The organism is Mycolicibacterium sichuanense (assembly GCF_033741125.1).
Taxonomy (GTDB): domain Bacteria; phylum Actinomycetota; class Actinomycetes; order Mycobacteriales; family Mycobacteriaceae; genus Mycobacterium.
Window position 1 is genome coordinate 1,025,005 of the sequence record NZ_JAWQPU010000001.1, and the last position, 18,292, is coordinate 1,043,296.

16 protein-coding genes and 1 pseudogene are annotated in these 18,292 nt (G+C 65.6%); 10 read left to right on the top strand and 7 right to left on the bottom strand.

Annotated features, from left to right (window positions below; all coding sequences use genetic code 11):
• The first annotated feature begins 9 nt into the window (after positions 1-9).
• Entirely contained in the window at positions 10-876 is an 867-nt protein-coding gene (locus tag SBI80_RS05005; RefSeq protein ID WP_318973287.1) for an HpcH/HpaI aldolase/citrate lyase family protein, read from the top strand.
• Between the two features lie 20 nt (positions 877-896).
• Positions 897-1,379: pseudogene (locus tag SBI80_RS05010) on the top strand (CAP domain-containing protein); the annotation flags it as partial.
• A 43-nt stretch (positions 1,380-1,422) separates the two neighbouring features.
• Here SBI80_RS05010 and SBI80_RS05015 read toward each other — a convergent pair.
• From SBI80_RS05015 to SBI80_RS05030, 4 genes are all read right to left on the bottom strand, one after another.
• Entirely contained in the window at positions 1,423-2,577 is a 1,155-nt protein-coding gene (locus tag SBI80_RS05015; protein ID WP_318973289.1) for an acyl-CoA dehydrogenase family protein, read from the bottom strand.
• Between the two features lie 2 nt (positions 2,578-2,579).
• Positions 2,580-3,731, bottom strand: a complete 1,152-nt coding sequence (locus tag SBI80_RS05020; RefSeq protein ID WP_318973290.1) for an acetyl-CoA C-acetyltransferase — start codon at positions 3,729-3,731, stop codon at positions 2,580-2,582.
• Positions 3,732-3,816: 85 nt separating this feature from the next.
• The gene (locus SBI80_RS05025) at positions 3,817-4,497 is read right to left on the bottom strand and encodes a TetR/AcrR family transcriptional regulator (RefSeq protein ID WP_413232632.1); all 681 of its coding nucleotides are present in this window, start codon (positions 4,495-4,497) and stop codon (positions 3,817-3,819) included.
• 35 nt (positions 4,498-4,532) lie between these two features.
• Positions 4,533-5,330 carry an SDR family NAD(P)-dependent oxidoreductase gene (locus SBI80_RS05030; RefSeq protein ID WP_318973291.1) on the bottom strand — a complete coding sequence of 266 codons (798 nt, stop codon included), beginning with the start codon at positions 5,328-5,330 and terminating at the stop codon, positions 4,533-4,535.
• Between the two features lie 236 nt (positions 5,331-5,566).
• Here SBI80_RS05030 and SBI80_RS05035 point away from each other — a divergent pair, with 236 nt between their 5' ends.
• Positions 5,567-5,758, top strand: a complete 192-nt coding sequence (locus tag SBI80_RS05035) for a ferredoxin (protein WP_318973292.1) — start codon at positions 5,567-5,569, stop codon at positions 5,756-5,758.
• A gap of 26 nt (positions 5,759-5,784) precedes the next feature.
• Positions 5,785-7,041: an NAD(P)/FAD-dependent oxidoreductase gene (locus SBI80_RS05040; RefSeq protein ID WP_318973293.1), complete on the top strand. Its 1,257-nt coding sequence runs from the start codon at positions 5,785-5,787 to the stop codon at positions 7,039-7,041.
• Positions 7,042-7,071: 30 nt separating this feature from the next.
• On the opposite strand, the gene SBI80_RS05045 is transcribed toward SBI80_RS05040, so the two are convergent.
• From SBI80_RS05045 to SBI80_RS05055, 3 genes are all read right to left on the bottom strand, one after another.
• A complete protein-coding gene (locus tag SBI80_RS05045; RefSeq protein ID WP_318973294.1) occupies positions 7,072-8,229 on the bottom strand; it encodes an acyl-CoA dehydrogenase family protein in 1,158 nt (385 codons plus the stop codon).
• 210 nt (positions 8,230-8,439) lie between these two features.
• Positions 8,440-9,105 carry a TetR/AcrR family transcriptional regulator gene (locus SBI80_RS05050; RefSeq protein WP_318973295.1) on the bottom strand — a complete coding sequence of 222 codons (666 nt, stop codon included), beginning with the start codon at positions 9,103-9,105 and terminating at the stop codon, positions 8,440-8,442.
• A gap of 80 nt (positions 9,106-9,185) precedes the next feature.
• A complete protein-coding gene (locus SBI80_RS05055) occupies positions 9,186-10,409 on the bottom strand; it encodes a CoA transferase (protein ID WP_318973296.1) in 1,224 nt (407 codons plus the stop codon).
• Between the two features lie 1,046 nt (positions 10,410-11,455).
• Between SBI80_RS05055 and SBI80_RS05060 the strand changes: the two genes are divergently transcribed.
• From SBI80_RS05060 to SBI80_RS05085, 6 genes are read left to right on the top strand one after another with little or no spacing between them, the layout of a single operon-like run.
• Positions 11,456-12,160: an MlaE family ABC transporter permease gene (locus SBI80_RS05060; RefSeq protein WP_413232663.1), complete on the top strand. Its 705-nt coding sequence runs from the start codon at positions 11,456-11,458 to the stop codon at positions 12,158-12,160.
• Complete coding sequence (locus SBI80_RS05065) at positions 12,157-13,014, top strand: ABC transporter permease (protein WP_318973298.1); 858 nt, start codon at positions 12,157-12,159, stop codon at positions 13,012-13,014. The genes SBI80_RS05060 and SBI80_RS05065 overlap by 4 nt, the downstream gene beginning before the upstream one ends.
• Before the next feature lie 2 nt (positions 13,015-13,016).
• Positions 13,017-14,480, top strand: coding sequence for an MCE family protein (locus SBI80_RS05070; protein ID WP_318973299.1), 1,464 nt, complete (start codon positions 13,017-13,019; stop codon positions 14,478-14,480).
• Between the two features lie 43 nt (positions 14,481-14,523).
• Positions 14,524-15,552, top strand: coding sequence for an MCE family protein (locus tag SBI80_RS05075; RefSeq protein ID WP_318973300.1), 1,029 nt, complete (start codon positions 14,524-14,526; stop codon positions 15,550-15,552).
• Positions 15,553-15,566: 14 nt separating this feature from the next.
• Positions 15,567-16,952, top strand: a complete 1,386-nt coding sequence (locus SBI80_RS05080) for a virulence factor Mce family protein (protein ID WP_318973301.1) — start codon at positions 15,567-15,569, stop codon at positions 16,950-16,952.
• Complete coding sequence (locus SBI80_RS05085; protein ID WP_318973302.1) at positions 16,949-18,256, top strand: MCE family protein; 1,308 nt, start codon at positions 16,949-16,951, stop codon at positions 18,254-18,256. The genes SBI80_RS05080 and SBI80_RS05085 overlap by 4 nt, the downstream gene beginning before the upstream one ends.
• Positions 18,257-18,292 lie beyond the last annotated feature (36 nt).

Consider the following 18,292-nt stretch of genomic DNA (forward strand, 5'->3'; position numbering starts at 1 on the left):
ATGTCCACGGTGTCGAGACAACGGTCTGTCGGGGATGCGGTCACGCTGGCGCGCACCCTGTTGTTCGTGCCGGGGGACCGGCCCGGTCGGTTCGCGAAGGCGATCGCGTCGGGCGCGGACGGCATCGTCCTCGACCTCGAAGACGCGGTTGCGGTTCGGGCGAAGGACGACGCTCGGACGCACGTCACCGACTGGCTCACCGGCCGTCCCGCCGCCGTGGTACGCATCAATGCCGTTGGTACGCCGTGGTTCGACGCCGACGTGGCAGCGCTTCGAACCGTGGGCGGCGACCCGGGGGTGACGGTCATGCTGCCGAAGGCATCGGTCGACGGCGTCGCGGCGGTCGTATCCGCCCTCGGTGAGCAGGCGCGGGTGCTGGCGCTGGTCGAGACGGCGGCAGGCGTCATGCAGGCAGCATCGATCTGCGCTCTGCCCCAGGTGATTCGACTCGCGTTCGGCAGCATCGACTTCAGCACCGAAGTCGGGGTGGACCCCGATGATCGCGAGGCGCTCCTGCAGGCGCGGTGCGGCCTCGTCCTGGCATCGGTGGCGGCTGGCATCGCCGCGCCCCTCGATGGCGTGACCACCGATCTGACGAGCGGTGCCCCCGCCGGTGCGGACGCCGGCTACGCCTCGCGGCTGGGCTTCACCGGAAAGCTCTGCATTCATCCGAGTCAGGTGGATCCGGTGCACGCGGCGTTGGAACCCGACCCAGCGCAACTCGACTGGGCCAGAAGCATCATCGCGGGTTCAGCGGGTGGCGCAGCCCGAGTCGACGGCCACATGGTCGACGCCCCGGTCGTGGAACGGGCCCGCCGGCTACTCGACCGTCGCGAGATACGCGCGGCATCGACGATCCACGGCTCGAATCAATGAAGGCGACGGAGGGTTAGCACATGACACGGGCAACGTCACGCGCAGCGCTGGGGACCGTGTTCGTCGTTGGGTCAGTGATCCTGACGAACGCCCCCGCGGCTCACGCGGACAACAAGCGCCTGAACAACGCGGTTGCACAGAACGTCTATACGATTCAGCACCAAGCCGGCTGCACCACCGATCTCAAGGTCAATCCTCAGTTGCAGCTCGCGGCGCAGTGGCACACCGACGATGTCCTCGACAATCGCAACCTCGACGGAGACATCGGCTCCGACGGCACGTCGGCGCAGGATCGGGCGAATGCGGCTGGCTTTCACGGCAAGGTCGCCGAGACCGTCGCCATCAACCCGGCTCTGGCGATCAGCGGCATCGAGTTGATCAATCAGTGGTACTACAACCCGGCATACCTGGCGATCATGCAGGACTGCGCAAACAGCATGATCGGGGTCTGGTCGGAGAACTCCCTCGGTCGCACCGTGGTGGTCGCCGTCTACGGTCGACCAGGCTGACGCCGCGTCGACCGTAGACGGCCGGAGAATCGGATCATCAGATTCCAGAGGCGATTTCGCGACCGATGATCTCCTTCATGATCTCGGTCGTACCACCGTAGATCGTCTGGATCCGGGTGTCGACGTACGCGCGAGCCACCGCATACTCGGCCATGTAGCCGTACCCGCCGTGTAGCTGCAGGCACCGGTCGATGACGCGCTTCTGCAACTCGCTGACGAACCACTTGCCCTTGGCGGCGTCAGTCGGGGTCAACTCGCCGGCGTTGTACGCCAGCACCGACTTGTCGACGTACGCCTCGGCGACGTCGATCTCGGTGGCCATGTCGGCGAGCTCGAAGCGAACGTGCTGATTCGCCGTCAGCGGCTTGCCGAAGGCGTTGCGCTGGCGGCAGTACTCGGCGGTGATCTCGAAGATCGCCCGCGTGGTGGCGATCGCCTTCGCCGACACTCCGAGACGTTCGCGGGGGAGGTGGCTCATGAGGTACTGCAAGCCGCGGCCTTCCTCGCCGAGCATGTTCTCGGCCGGTACGACGGCGTCGTTGAAGAACAGTTCGGAGGTGTCCTGGGCGGGCAGCCCGATCTTCTCGAGCTGACGGCCGCGTTCGAAGCCCGGGGTGTCCCGCTCGATCACGAAGAGGCTGAGATCCCCTGAGGCGCCTTCGTCACCGGTCCGCGCCGCCAGGACGACGACATCGGACATGATGCCGCTGGAGATGAACGTCTTCTGACCGTTGATGACGTAGTCGTTGCCGTCCCGCTTGGCGGCCGTACGGATACCCCGCAGGTCACTTCCCGTACCGGGCTCGGTCATCGCCAGTGCGCCGATGATCTCACCGGAGGCGAAGCCAGGCAGCCAGCGTTGCTTCTGCTCGTCGTTGGTCAGGTCGAGCAGGTAGTGCAACACCAGGTCGTCCTGCAGGCTGACGGTCAGCCCGAAGGACAGCGCGTTGATTCGGGCGACCTCCTCGCACACGATCATTCGGTAGCGATAGTCCGATTCACCGGCGCCACCGTAGGCCTCATCGACCTGCAGTGCGTAGATGCCTGCCTTGGCGGCCCTGGCGAAGACCTCGCGGTCGATCCAGTGCTGGCGGTCCCATTCGTCCTTGTTGGGCTCGACCTCGCGGGCCAAGAACTCCCGCACCGTCTCACGATAGGCCTCGTGATCGGGGCCGTAGAGAGCGCGCTTCATGCTCAGAGGCGTTCGATGATGGTGACGTTGGCCTGCCCGCCGCCCTCGCACATGGTCTGCAACCCGTACCGGCCACCGGTGCGTTCGAGTTCGTGCAGCAGCGAGGTCATGAGCCGAGCGCCGGTGCAACCGATCGGGTGGCCCAGGGCGATCGCGCCACCGTTGGGGTTGACTCGCTCGGGGTCGGCTCCGAGCTCGGCGATCCAGGCCAGCACGACGGGCGCGAACGCCTCGTTGATCTCCACGGCGTCGATGTCGTCGATCGACATGCCGACGCGCTTGAGTGCATGCTGGGTCGCGGGGATCGGTGCCGACAGCATCATCACCGGATCGGCACCCCGCACCGACATGTGGTGGATACGGGCGCGTGGAGTGAGGCCGAATCGGTCGACGGCGTCCTGCGAGGCGATCAGCAGGGCTGCGGCACCATCGGAGATCTGGCTGGCGACCGCAGCGGTCAGCACGCCACCCTCGGTGAGCGTGGCCAGCGTGGCCATCTTCTCCAGGGAGGTGTTCGCCCGCGGGCCCTCGTCGACGGAAATACCTGCGTAGGGCGATATTTCGCGCTCGAAGTACCCGTTGGCGATGGCGGTGAGCGCGCGCTGATGACTCTTCAGGGCGAAGCTTTCGTTGTCCTCGCGGCTCAGGTTCCACTGGCTGGCGATCATCTCGGCACCACGGAACTGCGAGATCTCCTGGTCGCCGAAGCGCTCCTGCCAGCCGCGGCACCCGGTCCACGGGTCGGTGCTGCCGAAGGGTTCACCTGCGCCGAAGGCGCTGAGGATGGGGTATTGGCTCATCTTCTGGACACCGCCGGCCACGACGAGATCCGACGTGCCGCTCATGACGGCCTGCGCCGCGAAATGCACGGCCTGCTGGGCAGATCCGCACTGCCGATCGATGGTGACCCCGGGTACGGACTCGGGGAGTCCGGCGGCCAGGGCGGCGGTCCGGGCGATGTCGCCGGCTTGGGAGCCGATGTTGTCCAGGCAGCCGAGGATGACGTCGTCGATCGCGGCGGGGTCGACGTCGTGTCGGCCGACGACGGTCTTGATGACATGGGCCGCCATGTCGGCGGGATGTTCGGCGGCGAAACCGCCGTTTCTCTTGCCGACGGCGGTGCGGACGGCATCAACGATGAAGGCTTCGGGCATGGCCTTAATCTAACATAGATTTGAAAATCGTCGAGGTGGTTGCCGCGAGAAGTCGGGGGCGGCAAGGCTGGGCTCGTCGGAGCGCCTAGGTGTGATCGGGGAGTAGTGCGCTCCTCACCAGACGCTGCGCGGAATCGACGATGGCATCCAGAGGGGTTCGGCGCGGATCCCACCACTCCGCAGCCCAGTTGAGTGCGCCCATGACCAACATCTGGGAGATGCGGGGGTCGACGTCGGTGCGAAGCGCCCCGGCTCGGGTGGCGTCGTCGAAGAGCTGGCGCCAGATCGCGCCGTAGTCGTCACCCGCTCCGTCGGCGCGGGCACGCAATCGCTCTGGGATCTGCCCGTGATTGCGAATCGAAGCCGTGGTGTAGTCGGAGATCTCCAACTCGTGGCGCAGGTGGGCCTCCACCGCGGCCAGGATGCGGTCGATGGCTGACGTGCCGGCAGGCAGGGCGGCCAACGTCGACACGAGGTGCTCTCGCATGTCGGCCAGCCCGCACGCCATGACCTCTCCGATGAGGTCGTCGCGACACGCGAAGTAGTAGTAGATGGCCGGTGTCTGGATCTTGGCGACCCGGGCCACGTCCGACAGCCGGGTGCCGGCGTAGCCCTTCTGACTCAGGAGGTGAGCGGTGGCGTCGAGGATCCGTCCGCGCGTGCGGTCGTACTTCGTCGTGCCCGCGCGCGGCTTGGCCGTCGATCCGATCATCGGCGCCGGCCGCGGCTCGCTGTGCTCCTCGACGCTGGTCTGTTTGCGGGTCATCGGTCAGCGATGCCGCATCCACGTTTGGAACTCCATCACGGCATGGTGTACCCGCCGCTGACCGAGATCAGCTGGCCGGTCACCTGGCGTGCCGCAGTGGGCGAGGAGAACCAGAGGACGGCGCGGCCGACGTCGTCGGCCGTCGTCAGTTGACGGGTCGGCGTGTCCTTGAGCATGAACTCGATCTGCTTGGGATTGAACACTTCGTCCTGGCCGACGGACCAAAGGCTCGCCGCTCCAACGGCGTCTGGACCGTCGGGCATGACCAATCCGGGACAGACGACGTTCGACCGGATGCCGTGCCGGCCGTGTTCGCGGGCGGTCGTGCGGGCCAGCGCCACCATCGCGGCCTTGGAGGCGCCGTAGATGCCCTGCCGGATTTGGCCGAACGCTGCGTCGCTGGCGATGAACACGATGGATCCACCCCCTGCCTCCCTCATCGAGCCGATCGCCGCCTGAGTGGCCGCCACGGCCGAGAAGAAGTTGACTTCGATGGTGCGCTGCCACTTGTCGCGATCGGTATCGGTGGCGATGAAGCCGGGGACGGACCACCCGGCGTTGTTGACCAGGACGTCGATTCCGCCCCACGCCCCGACGGCCCGGTCGATCGCCTCGTCGGCGCCGTCGGAGGTGGTGAGGTCGGCGATCGCGAGTTCGACGGCCGCGGCGCCCCGTTCGAGCGCCTCGGCCCTTACCTTCTCGGCCTGGGGTTCGTCGATGTCGTTGATGACGATTCGCGAACCCTCGGTGGCGAATTGGTGCACGATGCCGCGCCCGATGTTCGATGCGCCTCCGGTGACGACGACGCGGGCATTGGCCAGTCCCAGGTCCATTGGTCTCCCATCTCGTGATGCCGGTGAAGGTGAACGTTCACGCGGCCCGGCAGCTCATCCATGGACTTTAACGCCTATTAGAAATAGGGCGTGCCGATTCCCCGCCCGAATCGCCACGGTTCGACCGCCTTGACAGTGCCGAGTCATTATTTTAATATGAATTAGATAATTTGGCAGGGCCGAACTTCGACCTGGCTGGCACGCAATGGCCGAACATCACGGCACGAGGAGGGCACATGAAGGTCGTCGTCGATTTCGCGAAGTGCACGGGACTTGGCATCTGTGAGTCCATGGCACCCGAATTCTTCGAGGTGAACGACAGCGGTGATCTCGTCCTGCTGAAGGAGGACATCACCGACGACGAGCTGCAGTCCGTCGAGGAGGCCGTCGGCGGTTGCCCGACCGAGGCTCTCCGAATCCAACGCTAACCGCGCCAATGGAACGGGAGCAGTTCATGGGTATCGAAAGATTGGTGGTCGTCGGCGGTTCGCTCGCCGGCTTGCGAGCCGTCGAGGCCGCGCGCAAGGCGGGTTTCGCGGGCAGCATCACCTTGATCGGTGCCGAGCCGCACCTTCCGTACGATCGTCCTCCGCTGTCCAAGGACTTCCTCGATGCGACCGAACCCGGTGTGGCAGCCCCTGTTCCGTTCTTCCGCAGCGACGAGGTCTTCGCCGAGGAGCTTCGCGTCGAATTGCTACTCGACTCTCCGGCAACGGGGTTGGACGTCGAACGCAACATCGTTCAGGTCGGTGACCGCCAAGTGGGTTACGACGCGTTGGTCATTGCCACGGGGTCCAAGTTGCGGACGCTCCCCGGCACCGACCAGCTCGACGGCGTGCACGGTCTGCGCACGGTCGACGACTCACTCGCAATACGCGCCGCCCTTGACGCGGGCGCCCGAACCGTGGTCATCGGCGCAGGGTTCATCGGTTCGGAGGTCGCGGCCAGCGCGCAGAAGCGCGGACTTCCCGTCACCGTGGTGGAAGCCTTGCCGACGCCTCTGGTGAGGGCCACGGGTAGCGAGATGGGCGCAGCCATCGCGTCCCTGCACGAGCGCAACGGGACCACCCTGCTGTGCGGCACCGGAGTGAAGGCCGTCGAAGGCGAAGGCCGCGTCGAGCGGGTCGTCCTGAGTGACGGAACCACGCTCGATGCCGAGCTCGTGGTCGTGGGGATCGGCGTATCGCCGAACACGGACTGGCTCGAGGGATCGGGACTCGCGCTCGACAACGGCGTCGTCTGCGACGAGACCCTCTGGACGGGCGTCCCCGGGGTGTACGCGGCCGGTGACGTCGCCAACTGGATGAATCCCATGTTCGGGGTGCGACAGCGCATGGAGAATTGGACCGCCGCGGCCGAACAGGGTGCGGCGGCCGCGCGAAACGCGCTCGATCCCGACAATGCCAAGCCCTACGAGACGGTGCCGTACTTCTGGTCGGACTGGTACGGCTCCAGAATCCAATTCGTCGGCGTTCCAGAGTGCGACGAGGTGCTCCTCGTCGACGGCGACGTCGACGCCGATGATCGATGGACCGCGCTCTACCGGCAGGGGGATCGTCTCGTCGGTGCGCTCACGGTCAACGGTCAGACCGTCATCATGAAGTACCGCCGTTTGATTGCGCAGAAGGCCTCGTGGGGGGACGCGCTGGAGTTCGCCGAGAAGCGAAGGGTCGCCGCCAAGCCGAAGGCCGCCGCACTGCGGGTCCGGTGACGCCTCCGTAGGCCGCCGGGGCGGCCTACGTCAGATACCGCCGCGTGCGACGAGCTGGCTGGCGATCACGTTGCGCTGGATCTCATTGGTGCCCTCGCCGACGATCATCAGGGGAGCGTCGCGGAAGTAGCGTTCGACGTCGTACTCGGTGGAGTAGCCGTAACCGCCATGGATGCGAACGGCGTTCAGCGCGATCTCCATTGCCGCTTCGGAGGCGAACAACTTGGCCATTCCGGCCTCCATGTCGCAGCGTTCCCCGCTGTCGTAGCGCTCGGCCGCGTAATGTGTGAGCTGGCGCGCAGCGGTGAGCTTGGTGGCCATGTCGGCCAGGTAGTGCCCGATGGCCTGGTGCTTCCAAATGGGTTGGCCGAAGCTCTGTCTCGTCTGCGCGTAGGCCAGGGCGTCCTCCAACGCCGCGGTTGCCACACCGAGAGCCCGAGAGGCCACCTGAATTCGTCCCGTCTCGAGGCCCTTCATCATCTGGGCGAAGCCGCGACCAGGTTCGCCGCCGAGTATCGACGATGCCGGCACCCGGCAGTCGTCGAATGCGAGTTCGCAGCTCTCCACGCCCTTGTATCCGAGCTTGGGTAGGTCCCGTGATATCAGCAGGCCCTTGGCATCCCGCTCGACTAGGAGCACAGAGATGCCCTCGTGCTTGGGATTCGCGCTGGGGTCCGTCTTGCAAAGCAGAGCGATGAGGCCGGATCGGCGTGCGTTGCTGATCCACGTCTTGGATCCGTTGATCACCAGGTCGTCGCCGTCGGCGCGGGCCACCGTGGTCATCGCCTGCAGATCCGAACCGCCACCGGGCTCGGTGAGTGCCATCGTCGCGCGGAGTTCGCCGGTGGCCATGGTTGGGAGATAGGCCTGCTTCTGTTCCTCGGTGCCGAACAGGCCGATGAGCTTGGCGACGACGGTGTGGCCGCCCATGGCGCCGGCCAGGCTCATCCACCCACGAGCCAGCTCCTGGGTGACGTCGACGTAACAGGGCATCGATACCGGGGTGCCGCCATACTCCTCGGCAATGGCCAACCCATAGATCCCGATGCGCTTCATTTGTTCGATCCACGCTTCGGGGTATTCGTTGGCGTGCTCGATCTCGCGCACGGTCGGCTTGACGTCCCGGTCGATGAATTCTCGGACGGTCTCGACCAGCATGGATTCCTCGACGCCCAATGCTGTTGTCATGTCGCCCTTTCTGGCGTCGTGTCGGCAGTGCGGTCGGTCGACGGGGGATTCCGGGATCGGCCGCGCCGCTGGGACCTACCCGCGGCAATTGCGCACTGCTCCCTGTTTTTAACACAAATTAAATGCTCGATCAACGTGGGAGCGGCGCCATGCGGAAGACGTCGCCGAGCGCGATGCGGATCGAGCTGACGGGTCCACCTCGTGCGAGGACTACTTCTCGCGGCGGCCGGCGACCGGCGAGAGTCCATGGCGAACCAGGGATTGGGCGTTGGCGACGACTGCGTCGACGGAACCGCGACGAGAGTCCCACCATTCGACCGTCCAGTTGAGTGCGCCGAGGACGAGCATCTGAGCGATGTAGAGGTCGAGGTCGAGGCGCAGTCCGCCAGAACGCGCGAGGTCGTTGATCAACCCGCGCCAAATCTCGCCGTAGCGTTCTTCTTCTCGGATCTGGCGTTTGCGAATGACCTCGGGCACCTGTCCCGCGTTGCGGATGGAGGCAGTCGTGTAATCGGAGATCTCCAGCGCGTGCCGCAGATGGGCCTCTACCGCCGCCAGCAGGCGGTCCAACGCCGACGTACTCGGGGGTAGCGCGTCGAGGATCGCGATTAGGTGCTCGCGCATGTCGGCGATGCCCGACCACATCACCTCTTCGATGAGGTCTTCACGCGACGAGAAGTAGTAGTAGATGGCGGGCGCCTGAATGTCGGCCTGGGCTGCCACCTCGGTGAGTCGCAGGCCGCCGTAACCCTTCACGCTGAGCACGTAGGCGGCCGCGTCCAGGATCCGACGTCGAGTCATGGCCGACTTGGAGTCCGGGTCACGCTCGTGGTCGGACGAGGCGGTAGCGCTGCTCGTATCCCTCGCCCTGGCCATGTGTCGATGCTACCCAGCGCACGCCCAGACGTCCCGCAGGCGCCGCGGGGGATATGGGGCACGGGGGTGTGCGCGTCCGCCTAGCTGCCCGCGACGACGCCGGATTCGCGAAGCCGGTGCACGTCGTCGTGGGTCATCGCCAGGCGCTCGGTGAGTACTTCCACCGTGTCATCGCCCAGTGCCGGTGCGGGTACCGCTGCGGCGTGTGCGCCATCGACGGACATTGGGAGACCGGCAGCGAGATAATCGCCGACGTGGGGCTGTCGCACCGTCGTGAACAGCGGGCTCTCGGTCACCCGGGGATCGATCGCGGTTTCGGAGAAGGTTCGGTACCGCTCCCACAACACCGAGGCGGACGCCAGCTCCGTGGAGATCTCGTCGGCGGTATGGCCCTGGAACCAGGGCGCGAACAGTTCGCTCAACGCGTCGCGATGTCGGTACCGATCACCCTCGTCGGCGAAGTCGGCGCGACGTGTCTCGGCCAACGCGGCGACGGCGTCGGTCGTGCCGGTCACCATCGCGAGATCACGGATGTGACGGCCGGTGAGTGCCACGACCATGAAGGAGACACCGTCCCGGCTGACGAAGTCCTGGCCGTACTGACCGTAGATCGCATTGCCCAAGCGTTCGCGCTGCGTTCCGTTGACCATCGGCTCGGTGAGGAGACCCAGGTTGCTCGCGGTCGCAAGGGCGACGTGCTCCAGCGGCAGGCGAATTCGGCTGCCCCGTCCGGTGGCATCCCGGTGGTGCACCGCGGCGGTGACGGCCAACGCGGCATACAGGCCACAGCTGACGTCCCATGCCGGCAATACGTGGTTGACGGGCCCCGGTGCCGAGGGATGACCGGTGACGAGCGGAAAGCCGATCCCGGCGTTGACGGTGTAGTCCACTCCGGTGCCACCGTCGCCACGTCCGGACACCTCGAGGTGGATCAGGTCGGGTCGCAGGGCCTGGAGTGTGTCGTACGAATGCCAGTCGCGCCCCACTGCGTTGGTGATCACGATGCCGCCGCGCGGCCCGCTCTCGGTGATCAATCGCTGTACGAGTCGCTGACCCTCGGATGAACGCAGGTCCACGGCCACGGAACGCTTGCCCTTGTTCAGCCCGGCCCAATAGATGCTTGACCCGTCTTGGGCAACCGGCCATCGCCGATAGTCGGCGGCCCCACCGATTGGGTCGACCCGAACGACCTCACAGCCGAGCTGCGCCAGGGTCATGCCTGCGAGCGGGACGGCGACGAAGCTCGAGAGCTCGACTACCCGCATGCCGTCCAGTGGCGTGGTCGCAGATGGTGTGGGGGACATCGGTCGGTTCCTGTCTTGGGGGTGTCTCGTTCAGGTGAGTGCCAAGGGCATCGACTTGGCTCGGCCCGTCCCACGGAGCGCTCGGTTTGCGTTCCCAGAAGACGATTGGCAGCGGTCGTACGTCGCAAAGACCCTTGACGTGGGATGGAGACGGCGATAGCCTACCATCGTTTTTATTTCAAGTTAAATTCACGATCGGCCCCGGCGTGACACCAACGCGTCCCCGACCGGTCGGTCCGCGGCAGCCGGGTCTCGACGTATCTCGACAGGCAGGTGACCGAATGGCGCAGAGGATCGGACTGGGCCAACTCCGCAACAGCGCAGCGTATTACTTCGACCGAGTCGCTGCGGGCGAGTCGTTCGACGTCGTTCGGAGTGGTCGGATGGTCGCTCAGATCGTTCCGGTGGGCGCTGCGTTGGCTGATCGGACCGGTGGCGACGGAGTGGATCGAGGCGTCGGCGGTGAGGAAGGCGTCCGCTCGTCCGGCGTGACGATCGCCTCCGAGGCGTTCGAGGCCGGAGGTCCAGTCCTGCTTCGCCCAGCTAATCAATCACCGTAGCGGAGGAGCTGCCAACGGCGGGTTGGCGCCCTTGGCCGGAATTACCCTGGATCCTGCCGAAAACATTCGGCGACAATCACATTCGACGTCATCGTGGCTCTTCGTCCGGATGCCGCGAGCTGACGCGACCGTCAATCGTGGCGTTGCCAGGTCGCCTTCGATCGGTCGCGACGAGTTTCGTCGTCCACTTGCCATTCCGAACATTTTTTAGTTTACTTTCGATTCGACAAGTGAGCCGGATCACTAGATCGACGGCCGTGTGACACATGACCGGAGAGGAACACAGGTCGATTGATGCCCATCGAAACGGTCTCGGCGGTTCGCGAGGTCGGCGGCCAACCCGTCGCCCGCCCAACTGAAGCTGGCGGGTTTGCGATGAGTGCCGTTCGGTCCTCGTCGTCGATCCGGCGGACGGTGCGCTAAGTGGCATCGACGACCCTTCTCGCGAAGCCGTTCAAGGGTTTCGGCGGGTTCGTCGCCCTGGCGATGGACACCTTCGTATGCATGTTCCGCCGTCCGTTCGCCTGGCGCGAGTACCTCCTGCAGACGTGGTTCGTCGCGCGGGTCTCGTTGGTGCCCACGCTGATGCTGTCGATTCCGTTCACCGTGCTGACGGTGTTCACCTTCAACGTCCTGCTGGTGGAGTTCGGGGCGGCGGACTTCTCGGGTACGGGTGCCTCGCTGGGGACGGTGAATCAAACGGGGCCGATCGTGACGGTCCTGGTGGTCGCCGGCGCCGGCGCCACCTCGATGTGCGCGGACCTGGGCGCGCGCACGATCCGTGAGGAACTCGACGCGCTACGGGTGATGGGGGTCAATCCGATCCAGACGCTGGTGGTGCCGCGGGTACTCGCAGCGACGACGGTCGCACTGTTGTTGTCGTCGTTGGTCATCCTCGTCGGCCTGGCCGGCGGGTTCTTCTTCTCGGTGTACTTCCAGCACGTGACCCCGGGCGCATTCGTTGCGGGCATGACGCTGATCACCGGCCTGTCCGACGTCTTGGTCGCACTGGTCAAGGCGACCCTGTTCGGGCTGACGGCTGGCTTGATCGCCTGCTACATGGGTGTTTCGGTGGGTGGCGGTCCCGCGGGAGTCGGCAATGCGGTCAACGAGACCGTGGTCTTCTCCTTCGTCGCCTTGTTCGTGATCAACGTGATCGTCACCGCGGTCGGCTTCCAGGTGACGCCATGAGTGCCGGATCGACCGTGGCGCAGCGGCTTCCTCGGGTAGCGCGAGCCGGCCGAGGAGTCGTGGACGGTATCGAACGGATTGGTTCGCAGGCGCAGTTCTACGCCAGGACGGTGGGGTCGATCGGCGATGCAATCACCCGGTACACCGCTGAACTGATTCGGTTGATCGCCCAAATGAGTTTGGGCACGGGTGCTCTGGTCATGATCGGCGGCACCACCGCGATCGTGGGGTTCTTGACGTTGTCGACCGGTGCATTGGTGGCGGTGCAGGGTTACAACCAGTTCTCCCAGGTCGGTGTGGAGGCGCTGATCGGGTTCGCCTCGGCCTTCTTCAACGTGCGATTGATCGCGCCGCTGACCGCCGGCATCGCCATGGCAGCCACCATCGGTGCCGGGGCGACCGCGCAGCTCGGCGCCATGCGGATCAGTGAGGAGATCGACGCGCTGGAGGTGATGGGCATCCGCTCGGTGGCCTACCTGGCCTCGACCCGGGTCGCGGCGGGCGTGGTGGTGGTCATTCCGGTGTATTGCGTGGCGGTGATGGCGTCGTTCTTCGCTGCCCGGTTCGGCACCACGGCCTACTACGGCCAGTCCTCGGGTGTCTACGACCACTACTTCTATACCTTCCTGTCCACCACGGATCTGCTGTGGTCCTTCGTATTGGCGCTGGTGATGGCGGTGGTGATCATGCTGGTGCACACCTATTACGGCTATACGGCATCGGGCGGTCCGGCAGGGGTCGGTGAAGCCGTCGGTCGCGCCGTTCGGACCTCCATGATCACCGCGTCGGTCGTGGTGTTGTTCGTCTCCCTGGCCATCTACGGCCAGACCGGCCACTTCAATTTGGCGGGTTGAGCATGGCATCGAGGGGATGGACGGACAGTCGCGCGTCGCGCCTGTGGTCGGCGCTCGCCCTGATCGTCGCGATCGTGGTGTTCGTCTACGTAACCATGGGCGCATTCAACAAGAGCTTCACGTCCTTCGTCCCGGTCACCCTGGTCTCCGATCGGGCGGGCCTCGTGATGGAGGTGGGCGCGAAGGTCAAGCTGCGCGGCGTTCAGGTCGGTGAGGTAGGCACCATCGCCGGCGGCAACGAGCCAGTCAAGTTGAAGCTCAACCTGTTTCCCGACCAGTTGAGGTTCATTCCCGCCAACGTGCAGGCCCGCATTCAGGCCACGACGATCTTCGGCGCCAAGTACGTCGAGCTGGTGTATCCCACCGACCCCAGCGCGAAGCGACTCGCCGCGGGTGCGGTCCTGCAGTCCAGCAACGTCAGCGTGGAAGTGAACACGGTCTTCGAGAATTTGGTCAACCTGCTCGACCAGGTCGATCCCGCCAAGCTCAACGCCATTCTGTCCGCCCTCGCCCAGGGCGTGCGTGGACAGGGTGAACGCATGGGTGAGGCCACGACTGCGCTCAATGACGTTCTTCTGCAACTGAATCCGCGATCCGAGACCATCAGGGCCGACTTCCGCTCCCTGAAGGGGTTCGCCGATACCTACGGTGCGGCCGCGCAGAACATCCTGAGCACCCTCGATTCGGCCAGTGCCACCAGTGCGACCGTGAACCGGCAGTCCAAGCAATTGGATGCCCTGCTGCTCAATCTCACCGGCTTCGCCAACAGCGGTATCAACCTCCTGGCGCCCAACCAGGACGCCTTCGTGCGCGCCATCAACGATCTGCAGCCGACGACGGCGCTGCTGGCCAAGTACAACCCCTCCTACACCTGCCTGCTACTGGGAGCGAAGACCCTGTTGGACACCGGATACCCCGGCATCACCGGCGGTGACAACGGCAAGTCTCTGGTCGTCGATGCGGCACTGCTGTTCGGCAAGGACCAGTACCGGTACCCCGACAACCTCCCTATCGTGGGAGCCAAGGGCGGACCGGGCGGACGGCCGGGTTGCGGCTCGCTGCCGGATGTGGCGAAGAACTTCCCCGTGCGTGATCTCATCACCAACACCGGGTGGGGCACCGGGGTCGACATCAGGCCCAACCCCGGAATCGGACGCCCGTTCTACACCGACTTCCTTCCCAGCACCCGGGGCATCCCGCAGCCGCCGACCCTGCGCGGGCAGGACCGAGGGCCCGCACCCGGCCCGATCCCGTACCCCGGCGCACCACCGTATGGTGCCCCAATGTATGCCGCGGACGGCACCCCGCTGTATCCGGGGGAGCCGCCGGCCCCACCCCCCGGCTTGCCGCGCGAACCTGGTCCGCCGCCACCCGGCTCGGAACCGTTCGTAGTGCCGAATCCGGCTGACATGCAGCCCTTCCCACCGGCGACTGCGGTGCCGGTACCTGCGGCACCGGCACCGTGAGTGCGTCACGACCCTCTGACCGCCCGAAGCTAGGAGGGATTCGATGAGAGACAACCTGTCTGGCGCCGTCGCACGCCTGATCGTCTTCGTCGTGGTGTGCCTTCTGGGAACCTTCGCGCTGCTGGCGATCTACGCCCAGTTCCGTTTCGAGGACGGCAAGACCTACACCGCCGTGTTCGACAACGTCAGCGGACTGGCCGAGGGCAACTTCGTTCGCGTCGCGGGCGTCGAGGTCGGCAAGGTCGCCAAGATTTCGGTCAACGCCGACGACACGGCGTCGGTTCGATTCACCGCCAATGACCGGGTGATCCTGACCGACGGCAGCCGAGCTGCCATCCGCTACGACAACCTGATCGGCGGGCGATATCTCGAGCTGCTCGAAGGCGCTGGTGGGACCAAGCCATTGCCCGCGAACGCCACCATCGGGTTGAATCACACCGCCCCGGCGCTGGACCTGGATGCCTTGATCGGCGGTTTCCGGCCGCTGTTTCGTGCCTTGGATCCACAGCAGGTCAACGCGCTGTCGGGTGAACTCATCTCCGCCTTCCAGGGACAGGGCGCCTCGATTGGCTCGTTTCTGACCCAGACAGCCGCCTTGACCAGCACGCTGGCCGATCGCGATCAACTGATCGGTCAGGTCGTGGTCAACCTGAACACCGTGCTGGGCTCGCTTGCCGGGCAGGGGGATCAGTTCGCGAAGGCCGTCGACTCGTTGTCGTCGCTCGTTGCCGGGTTGGCAGCCCGCAAGCAAGACCTCGCCAACGGGCTGGCCTACGCCAGCACCGCCTCGGCCTCGATCGCCGACCTCCTCGTACGAGCTCGACCGCCGCTGAAGGACACCGTGACCCAGACCGACCGGGTGGCCACGACGGTGCTGAACGACAAGGACTACTTCGACGACTTGCTGAACACCCTGCCCGACGCCTACAAGGTGCTCGGCCGGCAGGCGCTGACCGGCGACTACTTCAGCTTCTACATCTGTGACCTGGTCCTCAAGGTCAACGGAAAGGGCGGGCAACCCGTGTACGTCAAACTGGCCGGTCAAGATTCGGGCCGGTGCACGCCGCGATGAAACCGTTGGCCAAGATGAAACCCCTCGCCATGCGCGGTGAGGTAAAGCCGTTCTCCGAGCGCAACCCCGTCGTCCTCGGTGTCATCGGTGCCGTCGTGCTCGCCGCGCTGGTGATCGGTGCACTCCAGTTCAGGGACCTGATGTCCTTCACCAGTGGACGCACCTACACGGCGTACTTCGCCGACGCCGGTGGGCTGAAGACTGGTGCGGCAGTGCAGGTTGCGGGATACAAGGTCGGTGAGGTCAAGAGCATCTCGCTGGCCGAGTCCCACGCGCTCGTCACCTTCGACGTCAGCGACGACATTCGCGTCGGCGACCGTTCGGAGGCCGCGATCAAGACCAAGGCACTTCTGGGATCGAAGGTCCTGGAGGTGACCCCGCGGGGGGACGGCACCCAGGCCGGCACCATTCCGCTGGAGCGAACCACCTCGCCCTACCAGCTTCCCGACGCCCTAGGCGATCTCTCGGCGACCATCAGTGGCCTCGACACCAATCAGCTGTCGAACTCACTGACCGTGTTGTCACAGACCTTCGCGGACACCCCGCCCCAGTTGCGGGCCGCGTTGGACGGAGTTGCGAGGTTCTCCCAGACGCTCGACGAGCGTGACGCACAACTGCGTTCGCTGCTGGGTAACGCCAACAAGGCCACCGGCATCCTGGCCCAACGCAGCGACCAAATCGTAAGCCTGGTCGCCAACACCAACGCTCTGCTGGTACAGCTGGAGACCCAAAGCGCTGCGCTGGATCAGCTCTCGTCGAACTTCTCGACGCTAAGCAAGCAGCTGACCGGTTTGATCGCCGACAACCGCACAACCCTCAAACCCGCACTGGACCGGCTCAACGGCGTGCTGACCATCGTGGACGACCGCAAGGCCAAGGTCCAGGAAGCGCTCAAGGGATTGCGCGACTACGCAACGTCTCTCGGAGAGTCGGTGGGATCGGGGCCGTTCTTCAAGGCCTATCTGGCCAACCTGCTGCCGGGTCAGTTCGTGCAACCGTTCGTCGACGCCGCGTTCTCCGATCTGGGAGTCGACCCCAACACGTTGCTTCCCTCGCAGCGCGTCGATCCTCAGGTCGGACAACCGGGTACGCCGCCGCTGCCGGTGCCCTACCCGCGGACCGGCCAGGGCGGTGACCCGAAGCTCAACCTCCCCGACGCGATCACCGGCAATCCCGGCGACCCGGGTTGCGGCCCACCCGGATTGCCGCTACCCGGCCCGACCGGTTGCTATCCCTACCGAGAACCCGTGCCCCCGGGACCCCCGGGCGGCCCGCCCCCTGGCCCGCCCGCCGACGTCGCGCCGGCGCCCACCCCGACGCCGGTGTTGCAGTTGGCTCCCGGCGAGGAGCCCAGCGGGTCCGGCTCGACGAGTGCGAAACCAGTGGAGGGAGGACAGTGAGAGTCAGAGCACCAAAGCGACGCACCTCGCTGGCCGTGGTCCTGGTCGTGTGTCTGGTGGCCGGTGTCGCCCTGATCGTGGGTCGGTCTTCGGACGTCGGTCGCATCCATCTGGTGGCGTACTTCGACAACAGCAATGGCATCTTCGTCGGAGACGAGGTGCGTATCGTCGGTGTGCCCGTCGGATTGATCGACAAGATCGAGCCCCAGCCCTTGCAGGTGAAGATCAGCTTCTGGCTCGACGACGAGTACAAGGTCCCGGCCAACGCCAAGGCAGTGATCGTGTCGCCGTCATTGGTGACCTCGCGCGCCATCCAGTTGACCCCGGCCTACACATCCGGGCCAGTGATGGCCAACGGCACGGTGATCGGCCGGGACCGTACGGCGGTGCCGGTGGAGTTCGACGACTTTCGTCAGCAATTGCAGAAGCTCAACGAGGCCCTGCAGCCGACCCAGCCGGGTGGCATCAGCCCCCTCGGCGCGCTCGTCGACACCACCGCCGGCAATCTCCGTGGCCAGGGCGCGACCATCCGGGACACGATCGTCAAGCTCTCGCAAGCGATCTCGGCGCTGGGCGATCACAGTGACGACCTCTTCACCACCCTGAAGAACCTGTCCCTCCTGGTGTCGGCGCTGCATGGTTCCAGTGATTTGCTTGCCCAGCTCAACCAGAATCTCGCCGCCGTGACGAACCTGGTCGCCAATGATCCCAACGAAGTCGCCGACGCGGTCCGCGACGTCGGCGATCTGGCCGGTCAGTTGACCGGCTTCGTCAAGGAGAATCGCGAGTCCCTGGGCATCACCGCGGACAAGCTGGCCTCGGTATCCCAGGCGCTGCACGACAGCATCCCCGACATCAAGGAGGTGCTACACGTCGCGCCGCCGACGCTGCAGAACTTCTTGAACATCTACCAGCCCGCGCAGGGCACCCTGACCGGTGCGCTGTCGGTCAACAACTTCCAGAATCCGATCACCTTCCTGTGTGGGGCCATTCAGGCCGCCTCGCGTCTCGGTGCCGAACAATCGGCAAAGCTGTGCGCGCAGTACCTCGCACCGATCATCAAGAACCGGCAGTACAACTTCCCCCCAATCGGACTCAACCCCATCGTCGGAACGATCGCTCGCCCCAATGAGGTGACCTACAGCGAGGATTGGATGCGTCCGGACTACATCCCGCCCCAGGTCCCGCCCCAGACGTCCAACGCGGCCGCCGGGGAGCCCTTACCCGCGGAGGCGCCCGCGACCCCCACCGACCCCTCGGCGGGTTTGACCGGGATGATGGTTCCGCCAGGGGGTGGCCAGTGAGGATCCCTCGCCTGCGCACGAAGATCACCGGCGTGA